The sequence below is a fragment of the Melioribacter sulfuriphilus genome (genome assembly GCF_052656625.1).
On the sequence record NZ_JBQXXK010000002.1, the window covers coordinates 356455 to 371350 of the forward strand.

Annotated in this window: 14 protein-coding genes; 12 read left to right on the forward strand and 2 right to left on the reverse strand. The window is 34.2% G+C overall.

The features are described from left to right. Window positions 1-177: 177 nt before the first annotated feature. Window positions 178-1086, forward strand: a complete 909-nt coding sequence (locus ACUN8G_RS03450; protein WP_437345727.1) for an MBL fold metallo-hydrolase — start codon at window positions 178-180, stop codon at window positions 1084-1086. Further along, a complete protein-coding gene (locus ACUN8G_RS03455) occupies window positions 1083-1565 on the forward strand; it encodes a hypothetical protein (protein WP_437345728.1) in 483 nt (160 codons plus the stop codon). Before ACUN8G_RS03450 ends, ACUN8G_RS03455 begins: the two co-directional genes overlap by 4 nt. 3 nt (window positions 1566-1568) lie before the next feature. On the opposite strand, the gene ACUN8G_RS03460 is transcribed toward ACUN8G_RS03455, so the two are convergent. Next, window positions 1569-3821: a PAS domain S-box protein gene (locus tag ACUN8G_RS03460; RefSeq protein WP_437345729.1), complete on the reverse strand. Its 2253-nt coding sequence runs from the start codon at window positions 3819-3821 to the stop codon at window positions 1569-1571. Between the two features lie 205 nt (window positions 3822-4026). Between ACUN8G_RS03460 and ACUN8G_RS03465 the strand changes: the two genes are divergently transcribed. Then, window positions 4027-4806: a hypothetical protein gene (locus ACUN8G_RS03465; protein ID WP_437345730.1), complete on the forward strand. Its 780-nt coding sequence runs from the start codon at window positions 4027-4029 to the stop codon at window positions 4804-4806. Here ACUN8G_RS03465 and trmB read toward each other — a convergent pair. After that, window positions 4803-5447: a tRNA (guanosine(46)-N7)-methyltransferase TrmB gene (gene trmB / locus ACUN8G_RS03470; protein ID WP_437345731.1), complete on the reverse strand. Its 645-nt coding sequence runs from the start codon at window positions 5445-5447 to the stop codon at window positions 4803-4805. The genes ACUN8G_RS03465 and trmB overlap by 4 nt on opposite strands. 124 nt (window positions 5448-5571) lie before the next feature. On the opposite strand from trmB, the gene ACUN8G_RS03475 reads away from it, so the two are divergent. The 9 genes from ACUN8G_RS03475 to ACUN8G_RS03515 all read left to right on the forward strand — a co-directional run bounded on the left by ACUN8G_RS03475 (window position 5572) and on the right by ACUN8G_RS03515 (window position 14864). Further along, window positions 5572-6213, forward strand: coding sequence for an SOS response-associated peptidase (locus ACUN8G_RS03475; protein ID WP_437345732.1), 642 nt, complete (start codon window positions 5572-5574; stop codon window positions 6211-6213). Between the two features lie 35 nt (window positions 6214-6248). After that, window positions 6249-7334, forward strand: coding sequence for a peptide chain release factor 1 (gene prfA, locus ACUN8G_RS03480; RefSeq protein ID WP_437345733.1), 1086 nt, complete (start codon window positions 6249-6251; stop codon window positions 7332-7334). Window positions 7335-7735: 401 nt separating this feature from the next. After that, complete coding sequence (locus tag ACUN8G_RS03485) at window positions 7736-8209, forward strand: hypothetical protein (RefSeq protein ID WP_437345734.1); 474 nt, start codon at window positions 7736-7738, stop codon at window positions 8207-8209. Then, window positions 8199-9254, forward strand: a complete 1056-nt coding sequence (locus ACUN8G_RS03490; RefSeq protein ID WP_437345735.1) for a hypothetical protein — start codon at window positions 8199-8201, stop codon at window positions 9252-9254. The genes ACUN8G_RS03485 and ACUN8G_RS03490 overlap by 11 nt, the downstream gene beginning before the upstream one ends. Window positions 9255-9273: 19 nt before the next feature. Further along, the gene (locus ACUN8G_RS03495; protein WP_437345736.1) at window positions 9274-10146 is read left to right on the forward strand and encodes a hypothetical protein; all 873 of its coding nucleotides are present in this window, start codon (window positions 9274-9276) and stop codon (window positions 10144-10146) included. Further along, window positions 10130-11218 carry a hypothetical protein gene (locus tag ACUN8G_RS03500; RefSeq protein ID WP_437345737.1) on the forward strand — a complete coding sequence of 363 codons (1089 nt, stop codon included), beginning with the start codon at window positions 10130-10132 and terminating at the stop codon, window positions 11216-11218. The genes ACUN8G_RS03495 and ACUN8G_RS03500 overlap by 17 nt, the downstream gene beginning before the upstream one ends. Window positions 11219-11588: 370 nt before the next feature. Further along, the gene (gene cmr1 / locus ACUN8G_RS03505) at window positions 11589-12533 is read left to right on the forward strand and encodes a type III-B CRISPR module RAMP protein Cmr1 (RefSeq protein ID WP_437345738.1); all 945 of its coding nucleotides are present in this window, start codon (window positions 11589-11591) and stop codon (window positions 12531-12533) included. Next, entirely contained in the window at window positions 12530-14230 is a 1701-nt protein-coding gene (gene cas10, locus ACUN8G_RS03510) for a type III-B CRISPR-associated protein Cas10/Cmr2 (protein WP_437345739.1), read from the forward strand. Before cmr1 ends, cas10 begins: the two co-directional genes overlap by 4 nt. After that, window positions 14214-14864, forward strand: a complete 651-nt coding sequence (locus ACUN8G_RS03515) for a type III-B CRISPR module-associated Cmr3 family protein (protein ID WP_437345740.1) — start codon at window positions 14214-14216, stop codon at window positions 14862-14864. The genes cas10 and ACUN8G_RS03515 overlap by 17 nt, the downstream gene beginning before the upstream one ends. The last annotated feature ends 32 nt before the right edge of the window (window positions 14865-14896 follow it).

Genomic DNA, 14896 nt, shown 5'->3' on the forward strand with positions numbered 1-14896 from the left:
AAAGCACTATCAGAAATTATTGTGCGTTTAGTCTATACAACAATTGATGAAAATATCAAAATAGCAAACAAATATATACAATAGTAAACAACCTTCCTGCTGGATAAAATTAAGACCTTAGTAAACTTTAGGTAAGAAGATTGTGTTTTTATTTACAAACTAATTAAAGGGGCAAATATGAAAACAACGCGCAAGAATTTTATAAAAACCTCGCTTCTTATTACCGGTGGAATTTTATTGGAGGGAAATAAGTTTTTCGTAAAAGCAGCACAGCAAATTTCGGGATTTAGAAATCTAAATGAAAATATCGGTATCTATACAGAAAAAGGGGGTACAATCGCCTGGTACGTAAACGACGACGCTGTTGTTGTTATCGATGCACAGATGGACGATTCGGTACGCAATTTCTATAAAGGACTTAAAAACAAAACAAGTCGTCGTATCAATTTCTTAATCAACACGCATCATCATAGAGACCACACTGGTGGTAACCATTTTCTGAGAGAATTTACAGACAAAATAGTGGGACATGAAAAATGCCGGGAAATGCAACAAAAATTCTACGGCAACAGCGATACTCCCCAAGCTTATGCGGATATTGTTTTCGAAAATGAATGGACTGTCGACCTGGGAAAAGAAAAAATCCATGCAATTCATTTTAATCCAGCACATACCGCTGGCGACATCGCCGTTCGTTTTGTAAACTCGAATATTGTTCATATGGGCGACGTTGTATTTAACAATACTTACCCCTATATTGATTTTCCGGGAGGATCAAACCTTTACCAATGGATTGAATTTATTAATAAAACTCTCGCATTGTACGACGACAATACAACTTTTATTTTCGGACACGCCAACAATGACGAAAATGTGATCGGTAAAAAAGAGAGCTTGCTTCAAATGAAAAATTATCTGACAACACTCCTTGATTTTGTAGATAATCAGATTAAAACAGGTAAATCGAAAGAAGAAATTATTAACGCAGAAGAAATACCAGGATTTGCTTTCCTTAAAGAACGCTGGAATGGCGCGCGACGCATGAATCTTGAAAGCGCTTATGAAGAAATAATAAAAAGAAAATGAAAAGAATAATTCTATTTTGTCTGATCATTACAACTTTTTTTACAGTGGCTTGTGAAGAGGAAAAAAAACAACCACCCGAAATTCCTTTATCCACTCTTTTGGCTGCAGACGATACTCTAATTTTCAAGAACAAAAAGCTGATACTGAAAACCAGTATCTGGTACAATAAAATGCCTCCAATTCCAGAAGCCACTCCTAATTTTAATATTCTATTAACACTTCAAACTACGGACTCGAGTTTAATCGATTTCCCTGTTGATATAGTCGCTTACTACTTAATCCGGGATAATCAAGTGTTTGCTGGACTGACCAGCGAAGAGATCTATCCGAATAATTTTCCTTATAAATATGAAAAAATTGGACGCGACGGTCCTCCCGACTGGGAATACGAATCAATAACTGTAGTTGCACTGGTAACTTTAGAGGGGAAGCAATCTTTATTAAAAGCAAAAAATCAATTTATCGATGTGGCTTATTGAGAACTAAGTTGAATCAATATTAAAATCTCTTCTATTAAAGACAACGCGGAAAATTGAGCCTTTATTCTTTTTACTTTTTAGCGTAATTATAGCTCCATTAATGTTACAATAATTTTTAACGAGTGCAAGACCGAGCCCATTGCCTTCATATTTTCTTGAATATCCAATTTCCTCCTGCATAAAAGGTTTGAAAAGCTCCCTCTGGAATTCATCAGACATTCCAATTCCAGTATCCGCCACATCTACAAACAGTTGATTCCTTTTATTTCTATCAATGATAATTTTTACACTCCCTTTTTCGGTATATTTAATTGCATTGTCGATCAAATTCGCAAATATCTGAACAACACTATATTCATCACCAAGAATTTTTGTGTCATCAGTTTTTTTCTTAAGCTCAAAATTGAGATTTTTTACACTGGCAAAGTTCTGATACTCGTTATAAAGCAATAAAAGTCTTTCATAAAGGTCAAATTCCTTAAATAACGGTTGGTATGATTTTGTTTGCAACTCAGCCATATTAAGAATTAAATCGATCGTGCGTATCAACCGTTGACTGGAAATTTCGATGCCGTTAAAATACTCATTTGATTCGTTCGTTTTTTCGGGAAGATTTTCTACAATAAAGTCTTTTATCAACGAAACATAACCCAGTATTCGATTTAACGGCGAGCGTATTTCGTGCGATATTTGCGCAAGAAATGCAGATTTAAGCTTTTCAGAGTGCTCCGCCTTTTCCTTAGCAATTAATAATTGGTTTTCATATTGCTTTCTTTCAACTATTGCTTTTGTTATCGACAAAATATGCGGTTCGTTCTTCAGATAAATTATTTTAGCCGACATAAGAGCCGGGATTAACGTTCCATCTTTTGCTCTGAATAACGACTCAAGATTTTCAACAATTCCATTCTTCATTAGACCTGCGATCAATTTATCCCTGTCCTCTGGTATTGCCCAGATATTTATCTCAGACGAAAGTTTACCAATAACATCTTTTTCTGTATAACCCGTCAAGCGAGTAAACCCTTCGTTAATTTCAACATACTCGCCATTTAGTTTATTAATGTTCACTGCATCGGGACTGGTATAAAATGCTGCTTTAAATTTCGTTTCGTTTGCTTCGGCTTTCTCTTTGGCTTCAATTATTTCTTTCTCATATTTCTTCCTGTCACTTATATCTCTTACAATGTCGGAATGAATAATTTCACCATTATATTCAAATGATGTAACCGATATTTCTACTGGAATAATAGTTCCATCTCTGGTTTTGTGCTCTGTTTCAAACGTATAACTCCTTCTTTCAATTGACTTTTCCCAGTGTTGCTCCCAGTTTTCTTTTTTAACATGCGGATCGATATCAAAAACTGTTTTGGAAAGCAATTCTTTTTTTGTATAACCGAGTTCTTTACAGGCAGACTTGTTTGCATAGATTATTTGTCCCTTTGAATTAACCCAGAAAATTGGGTCGTGCGCATATTCAATCGTTTTCTCAATTGCTCTTAATTTTTCTTCTTTCTGTTTGCGTATGGTTATATCCGTATTTGCAAAAACACATGTTTCAATTTTACCATCGTGTGTTAATTTAGGATAAATTCTGGCAATGGTTATAATTTCCTTACCATTCCTGTCTTTGTATTTGATTTCAACATCTTTAAACTTTTTGCCTTTATATATTTCATCGACCAACTTCTTCACATAATCATTTTCATATTTCTTACGTTTTATAATTATTGGGGAGCTGATAAAATTCGATACTTTTTTTGAATCTAATTTTTCGAGATTACCAAAGACTTTTTCGGCAGCAGCATTGAGATAAACAAAGTTCAAATTCCTATCGACAGTAAAAATAATATTAGGTGAATTGTCGACGGCACTTTTGAATTGAAACTCGACCTTCTTTGATCTTTCTTTCTCTTCAATCATCTCTGAAATATCGTACAAAATTCCATTAACTACATGGTGATTATCTATCTTCGTTAATTTTGCAATGTCTCTAATCCATCGGATCGAACCATTTTTGTGTAATATTCGATAAATTAGATTAGCCGTATGATTCTTCTTTTTGAACAATTGTTCTCTTTTTTTCTTGAATAGTTTTATATCCTGTTTATAAATTATTTCACTCCATTTTAATTTGCCGGATATAAAATTCTTAGCAGGATATCCGGAGACTCTCATTGCTTCGCCTTCTAAATAAATAAAACGATTTTCTGTCAAATCGAACTGATACAAAATTCCATCGAGTCTTTTCGTCATAAGACGAACGACAATTTCTTTATTGGTCAGCTTCGTTTTTATTTTCCCTATGTTATCCGACTTTTTCAATATTAATATTTAATTTTCTCTAATTATTATCGGACGCATTGAATTTAACTTAAATTAATACAAAAATCATTATTGCTAATTACGAATAATAAATTTAATTTGAAGTGAGGTAATCCATTCAAAAATATGAGGGGCGATGAAAAGGTTATTGTATTTATGTTTATTTCTTCTAATTTCATGTTCAGAAAGCTCTGATATTGTAGCTCCAGTTCTTTACAACGTAGAAAAATCAAGCACAGCTACAATAAAATTAGGAATCAAAAATTATGCATATATCAACAACGAACTAAAAATCCTTTTTCTTGAGGTACCGTCTGATTCAAGATGCCCAATTGGAGTAGAGTGCTTCTGGGAAGGAAATGCAGTCGTTCGTTTAAGAATTGTGTTGGGTTCAGAAAAAAGGACTGTCGACCTTAATACTTTCAGGTCGTTCGGATATTCTTATTCGATTGGAAATTATTTAATACGACTCAAATCGTTGTCCCCTTATCCGGTCTATCCTGACTCGATTAATCCAGAAGAGTATGTAGTCGAACTTGAGATACTTAATTCTCCTAATCCAATTCAAATTGAAAGCATAAAAGAACTCGAATTATATAAGAAAGATCCTTACGTTATTAACAAGATGGAATTATTGGACGATAAATTAATCCTTCAAGTATCATACAGTGGCGGGTGTAGAAAGCATGAATTTTACACTCTTTGGTATTATCCACCATGGTCTTCCGTATCAGATGTAAATCTTTATTTAATGCATGACAACAATGGCGATATGTGCGAGGCGTATTTAAGTGATACCGTATTCATCGATTTAGGACCCATAAAACAATATTTTCAAAGTATGAATATCGATGGTGTAGCTCTACACGTTCATAACAATCTGGAATTATATGATTCGATCAGGTACAATTTTTAATCGAGAGTAAAACGGACGAGTTTTATTTTCTTCCCATCTGCGATGTGCTGATTTTCATATTTTGTGCGGATTTTTTCTTCTTCACTCAGATTTTCTTCCGAATAGAGGTCTTTAAGAGCTTTGATCAACTTAAGATTTTCCTCTTCAACAACAGAAAGCGTATATTCGTAAAGAGTGTCGTCATCGGTCTTTAAACTGATAACGGCACCTGGAGTCATAATTTTTTTATAAACTTCAAGAAAGCGCGGATGTGTAAGCCTTTTTTTCATACTGCTGCGACGGGGATACGGGTCGGGAAATGTAATCCAGATTTCTTCGGCTTTCATTGTTTTGAATACTTCGTCGAGGCGTTCAATGTAGGAAATTAAAAAGGCTGCGTTTTTAATTCCTTTATCATCGGCATTTTTAGATGCATTCCAGATACGAGCCGCTTTCCTGTCAATTCCGATAAAATACCTGTCGGGATAAAGTTGCGCCAGATTAATTGAATAATCCGCCTGTCCGCAGCCGAGTTCCAGCGTTACTTTTTCGGTATTATTCAGGTAACTCCTCAGCTTTTCCTCTACGTTTTCCGATTTAGCATCGAACACATTTTCAAACGTTCTAACTTCGAGTAATTTTCTTAATTTTCTTCTCGGCATAAGCAAATTCTTTTTTGAAAAATAAAATTAAACATTTCGAAAGAAATTCTTATTGAAATTTCTTCTAAAAAAATTACTATTTTTAATTATCCTCATCCGAAAAAGAAAAAAAGGGGGTACTTAAATGTGTTATGGTTTCGAGACTAAAATAGAAGCGGCTATTCTGATAAGAAAACTTCTCGAAAAAAAATATAACGTCGAGGCAAAAGAACTCGACGAATCGTTTAAGAAAATAAACATCCGACCAAACGATAAAATTCTATGTGTTTATAAAGAGGGTAATAAACTCCAGATAAGCCTGATTAAATGGGGAATTAAATTCGGTAAGGATAAACCGAATATTGTCAATTCGAGGAGCGAAACAATTAAAGAAAAAAAATTCTGGAATGACCTGTTTACAAATAATCGATGCCTTGTACCGATGACAAGTTTTTATGAATGGATCGAGGTAGACGGCAAAAAAGTTCAGCATAAAATTTATATTTATAACGAAGAGTATTTTTTTGTGCCTGGAATAATGTATAAAGACAAAGACAACAATCTTTCTGTATCAATTATTACAACGACGCCGAATAAATTTATAGAACCTTTTCACAACCGTATGCCAGTATTGCTGGAACTCGACGAAGCATTACAATTTATAGACGAGTCTGCAATCGAATCATTAAAAAGACTCAGACCTTATCCTCACTCAATTAAAATGAGAAAAGAAGTGGCCGTTTTGCCGATACGAAAAAAGAAAGTAAGCGAGGTAAAAAAAGACTAAACTTAGTATATTTGAAATCGAATTTCGAGGATATAATGGAAATTTACGACAAATTAAAATCAATACGGGAAAAGTTTGAAGAAATTAACACCAAACTTACCGATCCCGAGGTGTTATCGGACCAGAAGAGGGTTATTTCCCTTAGTAAGGAACGCAGAGACCTGGAAGAAATTGTAGCCGCTTTCAGCGAATACGAAAAAGTACTCAAAGAAATCAACGGCAACAAAGAGATAATAGAAACTTCATCCGATAAAGAATTAGTAGAAATTGCCGAAATCGAATTAAAGGATTTGAACAAGAAACTTGAAGAGCTCGAAGAGAAGATAAAATTATTGCTCATTCCGAAAGACCCGAACGACGACAAAGATGTAATTGTTGAAATACGAGCAGGAACAGGCGGCGAAGAAGCAGGATTATTTGCCGCCGATTTGTATCGGATGTATTCGAGATATGCCGAAAAGCGCGGCTGGCACAAGGAACTGATTGATATCAACGATACAGGTCTGGGCGGTATAAAAGAAGTTGTCTTTTCGCTCTCTGGTACAAACGTTTACGGAGACATGAAATTCGAAAGTGGTGTTCATCGTGTTCAACGAGTGCCGGAAACTGAAGCCAGCGGCAGAATTCATACATCCGCCGCATCTGTAGTCGTTCTGCCAGAAGTTGAAGATGTCGACGTTGAAATCGACCCAAATGATTTACGCATCGACGTCTACAGAAGTGGTGGGGCCGGTGGCCAAAATGTAAATAAAGTGGAAACCGCTATCCGTATTACACACCTGCCTACAGGACTTGTAGTTCAATGTCAGGACGAACGTTCGCAGCTCAAAAATCGACAAAAGGCAATGAAAGTATTAAAAGCTCGCCTTTACGATATGAAAATGCAAGAACAGATGTCCGAAATTTCTGCACAACGTAAATTGATGGTACGCAAAGGCGATCGGAGCGACAAAATTAGAACTTACAACTTTCCTCAAAATAGAGTTACCGACCACCGCATTGGTCTGACACTTTATAATCTCGATTCAATTATGGAAGGTGAACTCGACGAGTTGATTGAAAAACTTAAGATTGCCGACCGCACAGAAAAATTGAACATGGCTGGTAGTAGTCGTGACTAAAAAGAAAAAAGAAGATGAACGGTATAATCCTCGATGTCCTTTTTGCAATTCAAACGCTACTTTGATTCTAAACCCCCCAAAATATAACCATCCCGACAACGAGTGGCTCTGCCTTCTTTGCGGTAGAATTTTTACAGAGAATAAAAAGAAGAATCCAGACTTGTATAATTCTTCCAGGGAAAACTAATTGCCATTTCCGGTATAGCCGTAATTTCAATTCATAGAAAGCTACTCATCGTATTTCCGATAAAAAATTAATAGTAGCTTTGAAAAGTTTTTAGAACACCTCCTTTACAATAATTTTAGATTACAACTTATTTAAAATTTATATCTAACATATAAAGTTTATTTGTTGATTGTTTATTAATCTACTATTTTTATACATAAAACAGATTACTTTTATGTATACAATCGAGTATTTAAAGAAGAAACTACATACAAACGGCAATATTAAACTTACAGAAGTTCGTTTAACAAAAAGATTGATAAATAAAGAAGAATACGACCCACTGTTAATTTATAATTTTGGTTCTGTCTGGTCGATTCCCGACGCAAAAATAAAATTTGGTAACGAGAGGCGTAATATAAAAGACGCAAACAGGCCGGTCGTTTTGTTATCAAAAGTAAATCAATTTAACGCAAAGAGTGAAATTGAAGTAGCACCTGGCACTTCATTATACCACAGACCATCAGAAACAATTTTAGTAGCAAAGGTGCCTCCAGAAAGATTAAGAAACACCACTTACTTCCTTTTACATCATAGACAAACTATCTCAATAAGATCGCTACGCAAAAAACTTCCCGATTTAAGTTACTCATTAATAAATGAACTAAAAAAAATACTCGATAAAACAAATGCAACTAATGAAGGATAATATAACCGACATAATTCGAAAAATAATATCAGAAGATTACAATCATACTGATATTATTGAACTCGACAATCAGATTAATAATATGCTTCATAAGTGGATAAAAGACACTAATAAATTTATTGAAGCTGAATTAATACAAGATTTCAAGCAAAATGTAATGCAGTCCCTGTGGGAATCCTTTTCAAAAAACGAAATCTGGAAAGAAAAAATCGTGCCCTCTGAAGACAATGATAAGATTATGATTTCGTATGTCTATTCAATTATTAGAACTTGCTATAGAGAATCGATCGATAAATCCAGTTTTAAAGACGTCATCAATCTCCGCTCTTCTGTCATAAAAGCCTTAGAGACACTGGTAGAGAAAAAACTAATCATCAAAGAAAATAAATTCAACGAATTTTATTATTCCGTGAATAATAAAAAAGAAAAAAAGATTTACGACGGAGAAGTCGAATTCAACCGCCTCTTCATTGTAAGACAAAATAGCTCAAATGGCTTAGGTAAAATTAGTTCTCAGGCAGTTTATGAGGCAGTTTGGGAGATTCTAAAAAATTTAGAAAATTATTATTTGTCCCTCTCTCTTATCATTGAAATCATAAAGAATAACAGCGACGTTAACAGTTTTAAGTTACTGCCGCTGGAAAATACAACTGATAATATGGATGAAAATATGAATGTTTTAGCTGAAGATCGTTTAATAGTAGAAAACGATGCTATTTCAATTACTACTGATGCGAACAAGTTTATTGATTACTGCAATGCTAAATTGAATTACTATCTCTCAAATAAACAAAAAGCTGATTACTATAAAATCTGTTTTTATCTCTATTTTAAATCCGGATTTACTTATTCAGAAATTCGCGATTTCTTAGAATTAAAATTCAATAAAAACATTTCGATTCAGACCGTAAAAAATTATATTTCCGATTTTTTTAACATACTCGATTTTAAGAAAGACTATAACATTGACGACAAAGAGCTTATGGAATTAATTGATGCATATATGAGCCACATCGCAAATGAATTTAATCTTATAGAAGAATAAAATTGATGCAGGAATAAATATGAACAAAGAACACAAATACATAGAATTTATGCTGAACCCTCCCGAAGTATTTGAAGAAGGACAGGTTTGGAAATCTCCTTCGAAAAGACTCGAGTTCGTCATAACAGAAGTGCTAAACAAAGAGATTGTGCGAGCAGCGTTTATTACGTCAATTAAAGAAGTAGTTGATAAAGGAGATGTTTGTTTGACAGAAGATCCTGTTATGTCGGAAGTTTTCGCTGTAGAAAAGTTCGTGCTTCGAATAACAGATAGACCGATACCGACCAAGTACTTGACTGTTTACGAAGGGAAGGTTACACCAGAAACGCTGAAGAAGATAAAAGCATCGCTCAAAAATAAAACGTACGACTATGACGAGCTTCAGCGGGTATTTATTGATGAACTGCTCGAAGATTTAGAGCCCTATTCAATGGAGGCTCTCGAAATCTATGAAGATTCACTTCCCCGCATCTTTCCGATCAATCTACCCTATGTAGAAAACTACTCAATCGAAAAGAAAATTCGTCTCGCTGCCAACGACTTTGCAACCGAAGAAAAAGATCTGGAATTCTGGAGAAAGGAAAGAGATTCGCTTTACAGGCACGAATTGCCCTTTGAAATTCCTGGTTTGCTCATAAGAATTTCAAACGTCGATAATGTCTACTATTTAATTATTGTTTCGAATCAATTCAAAAAAATCGACAAAATTAATATTACCGAAGAAAATGGTTCTTTTCTAAAGATGGAAAATCTTGAAATTCCTGATTCAAACAGAATTGCCATCCCAATAAATAAAGCTTTTAACGAGGATTTCCCATACAATATCGAAGTAATAATTGACAGCAAGGTTTATTCTCTTTCTTTTGTAGTGAATTATGATAAACAAAATTGAAGAATTGCTTCAGAGAGGAAGATTTAGCGAGGCTACTAAATTTTGTAAAGAACTAATTTCTTCTAAATCGCTTAATCTCGACGACGAAATTCATTTTCAAAACGAACTTAAGAATATCTTCCAACTTTGGGAAAATTTTAAAACCAATTCCATCGGGGAAACATATTTACCTGTTGTCGACCTCAACTTGCAGAATGGCAGCCTCCTTAAAATTAAATGCTCTTACGACAACTATAACGATATTATTGTAAATGAAGAATGGACGGAATTATTAATTCAAACTTTACCCGACTTTATCGAGCTCTATCTTAAACGAGAATTCCCTGAATTGCTAATTTTAGATTGGAACTTAAATTCATTAAAGTGTGGACTCAAAAAAAACTCCTCCTCACAAACTAAATACGAGATTGACGGTCGTTCCTTTTTTTTGCCTCTCTTCTTTGCTGCTATCTCTCTTTTGACAGAGCAAAAGGTGCCCGAAAATTATTGTTTCACCGGAGATGTAGTAAAAGACAACAATAAATACCTGCTTAAAAAAGTTAGTGGTGTCGATCTAAAAAAAAGTGTAGTTGAAGAAGAATTGCCTGACACAAACAATTTCATTTATCCCGATGATACAACGAGCGATTTATCAGAACTCGTTAAAAAAATTTTCGCCGAAAAAATAAAAAATATAGTCAACTCGCCTTTAATCAAAAGATATTTTTTGCTCGAAAAAAGAAATGCCACATCAAATTTTGGTCTACATAAATTAATATCTATCAAAACAAAACCGCGCGAAGCCTTAAAAATAGAAGACTTTCCTGCAATAGCTGAATTTTTACACCACAATATTGAGATTCTAAAAGATGAAGGGACGGGAGTAATTATCGATGGTCCAGCACCAATTGTAGTTTATTCCATGATTTCAAGTTTTACAGAAATATTTAACTCGCTGCCTAACTTTTTTGCTATTACCTATACCTCTGCCCCTGTTACTAATCCTGAATTTAAGCACAATGCTATTGTAATTAAAACTTCTAAGGTTGGCGCTTCTAAATTGAAAGCCGGGCAAATTCTTCAGTACAATTAATTTTTTCTCTCATTATAATCTACCATTCATTGTTGCCTTTGAAGATTATAAATTTTTTTTGAGCACAATTTTTATTTCCACTTTCATATTTGTTTTTCTATTTTTATATTGCAATTGATACTATTAAAGAGGGTTTATGGAAAAATTAAATTACTTCCCATTCAATTTAGCATCTTCAGACTATTCAAAAAAATATTTATTTATTTTAATCCTTCTAAAATATCCGTTAAAACTCCCAACCCCGATTACCTGATAAATTAAAATCATGAAAAAAAAATTACGATTTTTATCAGGATACCATAATCTTATTTTTTGAAAATTTTCTTCTTCTGGACTCTTAATTAAATACAAATATAAACGAGGTATAAAAATGCCAATCGAAAAAACTTATGAGTGCGAAGTAGTTACGCCAATGTTTTTGGGAGGCGTTGACCCTACAAAAGTTGAATTACGGGCGCCTTCTGTTAAAGGGGCTTTGCGTTACTGGTGGAGAGCTTTGCACGGCAACTTGAATATTAAGGAACTTCACAGAAAAGAAGCAGAAATTTTTGGCAGCAGTCACACAGACTACCAATTAAAAAGCAAAATAAGCGTGCGTACAAAAACTATTAAACTTAAAAAGGATTGTAAGCCATTTAAAAGCGACAATCTAAACACTATAAAATATATGTCTTTTGGTAAATGGGAAACTGGAAATAATGGAGAATTTCATGAGTACTTTGATGTAGGCGGTAAATTTGAAATTATTATAAAATATGACGACCAACTTACTAAGGAACAGATCGATTCAGTAGAACAGGCTTTAGCTCTCGTTTTTATGGTAGGCGGACTCGGTTCAAAATCCCGAAATGGCTTCGGACGCTTTTCAATTACTAATTTAAATTATTCTATTGATAACGTTTTTGACTGGATTGGAGAAAGAAAAGAATATCCTCCCGCTGATTTTACTGCTTTTTCTGAAAAAACAGAAATATTTTGGTTAGATGACAACAACTCCTCTATAGACGCTCTAGTTAGTTTAGGTAATTCATATAAAGATATCAGAAAATTTTTAAATACTTCAGAGCGTAGTTATATTGGTAGTCCTTTTAAGAATTCAGCTTTCAATATTGAAAGACATGGCAAACCTCTTTTCTTATCAGTTATAAAGAATCAGGATAATACTTATTCCGGATGCATCTTTCTTATTCCTTATAATTATTGCAGTGGTTATGAGGTAAAAGGTATATCGAAAGAAGACTTACTAAAGAATTATAATGAAGCAATTAAAAGAATAATAAATTATATAGAATCCGCTGAAGGAGAAGAAGAATGAAAGATTTTCTTTTTGTACTTACAATTTCTCCGGTTCAATCTTTTATTGCCCAGGCCAGAAAAACAAAGGATTTATACTCGGGCAGTAAAATAATATCGGACTTAGTTAAAACAGCTCTCGAGAAGTTTAACAAAGAGGATATTATCTTTCCCCACAAATCGAACGGAAGTTTGCCGAACCGGTTTGTAGCGCAAGTCAAAGCTTCGAATTCCGAAGAAATTCAAAAACTCGGAGAAGAAATTGAATCGGATATACGAAACAAATTTTCTAAAATATCAGAAGAAACGATTAATAATTACCTCAACAACAATTTACCGGAATCTTACAAAAATCAAATTGATTCTTTTTTAGAAATTTACTGGACAGCTTATGAGTGCAAAGGGGATTTCCGCACCGATTATGAAAATGCAGAAAAATTATTAGCAACGCAAAAGAACTACCGCGGTTTTAATCAACTGGTTGAAACTGGAAGAAAATGCTCTGTCTGTGGTCAAAGAAATTTTATTGTAATTAACAACAACGAATCAAAACTGCCGCCTGAAGTTTCTTTTGGTCTGAATCGAAATGAAGGGCTTTGCGCAGTTTGTTTTACCAAACGATTCTACCAGACAAAAAACTACCCACCCACAGCCGAAATTGCTCTATACGACTCTCTGGAAAAAATTGAAAAGGATTTTTCGCATAACGGAATCGAAATACTTCAGAAGTATAAAGAAATCTTTAGAGAAAACTTCGACGAACAACTTTTATTCGAAGAAAATCTCGATGCTAATTACTTTTCGAAACAGGGTCTGAAAAGGTTTATTCCAAAGCTCGAAGAAATAAAAAATTCTTACGCAGAAATAAAAAAGGTTGCTGCAAAGCAAAATCTAAAATTCACTCCCTACTACTCTTTGGTTATGTTCGATGCCGATTGGATGGGCGATTGGATTTCGGGCAAATTTATAAAAGACAATGTAAACCTAATTGAATTTCAAAAAAACTTGTCAGAGGCTCTCAATAAATTTTCACAAAAATCTCAGCTCGATAAACCCATCGGTGCCACTGTATATGCCGGAGGCGACGATTTTATGGGCTTCTTTAATTTGAATCACGTCTTTAAGAAACTCGTTGAATTGAAAAAAGAATTCGACACTCAAATTAATTCATCTATTGAGTCGTATTCAGAAAAAAAGATTACTTTTACAGCCGGTATCTTAATTTCTCATTACAAAACACCTCTAAATGTTGTCATCGAAGAATGCCGCCGCCTCGAAAAAGAAGCCAAAGATATGTTCGACAACAAAAACGCCTTTGCCATTTCTGTTATAAAACATTCGGGCGAAATTAATAAAGCCTTCTTCCAGTGGTTCGATTCCGAAAATCAGTTCGTTATGAATTATATTGAGCAACTTACGTCCCTCTTATCCAGAAATCTTATCTCAAATTCTTTCATTAAGAATTTTGAATCTGAATTCTCGAGAATTAACCGCGAAAAACAGCTCGAAAACGACGCTTTATATCTTACAGAATTGAAACGACTTATTAACAAATCGAAAACCGGAAGAACTAATAAAGAGCTTGCTGAGGAAGTCTACAAAAACGTCGAAGCTCTCTTTATGGCTTCCAGTAATGTCAATAATTTCATTTCAGCTCTGAATATTGCCGACTTTATTTCAAAATATATCAATGGGAGCAATAATGAAAATAAAAATTGACGCCATCGATACACTTTTCTTTAAAGATGGAAAACCCTTTTCGATGGGCGAGGAATCGTGGGCTAATGGCATTTTTCCGCCTGCACCATCTGTATTTTATGGCAGTCTACGTACTTCCTATTTTTCAAAAAATCTGTCAGAATTCAAAAAAGTTAACACGCCCGAAGATCCAACTTTTAATCTCAAGATAAATAAAATTTCTTACTGGTCGGAAGACGAATTCTTCCCCGCTCCTGCCGACCTTGTTACCGATAATTCAAATAAAAACAATCCCGATTTATTTAAATTAACACTTAACGACAAGCCTAAATATGGAAATTTTCCTCTTCCAAAAATCCTGGAATACAAAGGAAATTTATCAAAAGTAGAAAGACCCGAAGAATACCATTTAATCAGCTCCTTTTCGATGAATAAATATCTTTCCGGCGACTTCGAAAAAATAACCTCCGTTAAATTAAACAAGTTTATTACAATTGAACCGAAGGTAGGTATTGGTCGTAGCAATACTACAAGATCCGCCGCCGAGAGCATGATCTATCGCGTTGGAATGAGACGCCTCGAAAATAAATCTTCTCTTTCATTTTTACTCGATTTCGAAGGTCTGAGCATTTCAGAGGAAGGGATTCTTAATTAGGCGGCGAAGGAAAAGCAGCTAAATATTCTCTC

Excerpts from the sequence above, each read along its gene's own strand:
- ACUN8G_RS03450 (WP_437345727.1), top strand. The coding sequence starts at position 178 with ATGAAAACAACGCGCAAGAATTTTATAAAAACCTCGCTTCTTATTACC.
- ACUN8G_RS03475 (WP_437345732.1), top strand. The coding sequence starts at position 5,572 with ATGTGTTATGGTTTCGAGACTAAAATAGAAGCGGCTATTCTGATAAGA.
- ACUN8G_RS03485 (WP_437345734.1), top strand. The coding sequence starts at position 7,736 with ATGTATACAATCGAGTATTTAAAGAAGAAACTACATACAAACGGCAAT.
- cas10 (WP_437345739.1), top strand. The coding sequence starts at position 12,530 with ATGAAAGATTTTCTTTTTGTACTTACAATTTCTCCGGTTCAATCTTTT.
- trmB (WP_437345731.1), bottom strand. The coding sequence starts at position 5,447 with ATGCCGAGAAGAAAATTAAGAAAATTACTCGAAGTTAGAACGTTTGAA.
- ACUN8G_RS03490 (WP_437345735.1), top strand. The coding sequence starts at position 8,199 with ATGAAGGATAATATAACCGACATAATTCGAAAAATAATATCAGAAGAT.
- ACUN8G_RS03495 (WP_437345736.1), top strand. The coding sequence starts at position 9,274 with ATGAACAAAGAACACAAATACATAGAATTTATGCTGAACCCTCCCGAA.
- ACUN8G_RS03500 (WP_437345737.1), top strand. The coding sequence starts at position 10,130 with ATGATAAACAAAATTGAAGAATTGCTTCAGAGAGGAAGATTTAGCGAG.
- prfA (WP_437345733.1), top strand. The coding sequence starts at position 6,249 with ATGGAAATTTACGACAAATTAAAATCAATACGGGAAAAGTTTGAAGAA.
- cmr1 (WP_437345738.1), top strand. The coding sequence starts at position 11,589 with ATGCCAATCGAAAAAACTTATGAGTGCGAAGTAGTTACGCCAATGTTT.
- ACUN8G_RS03460 (WP_437345729.1), bottom strand. The coding sequence starts at position 3,821 with ATGACGAAAAGACTCGATGGAATTTTGTATCAGTTCGATTTGACAGAA.
- ACUN8G_RS03465 (WP_437345730.1), top strand. The coding sequence starts at position 4,027 with ATGAAAAGGTTATTGTATTTATGTTTATTTCTTCTAATTTCATGTTCA.
- ACUN8G_RS03455 (WP_437345728.1), top strand. The coding sequence starts at position 1,083 with ATGAAAAGAATAATTCTATTTTGTCTGATCATTACAACTTTTTTTACA.
- ACUN8G_RS03515 (WP_437345740.1), top strand. The coding sequence starts at position 14,214 with ATGAAAATAAAAATTGACGCCATCGATACACTTTTCTTTAAAGATGGA.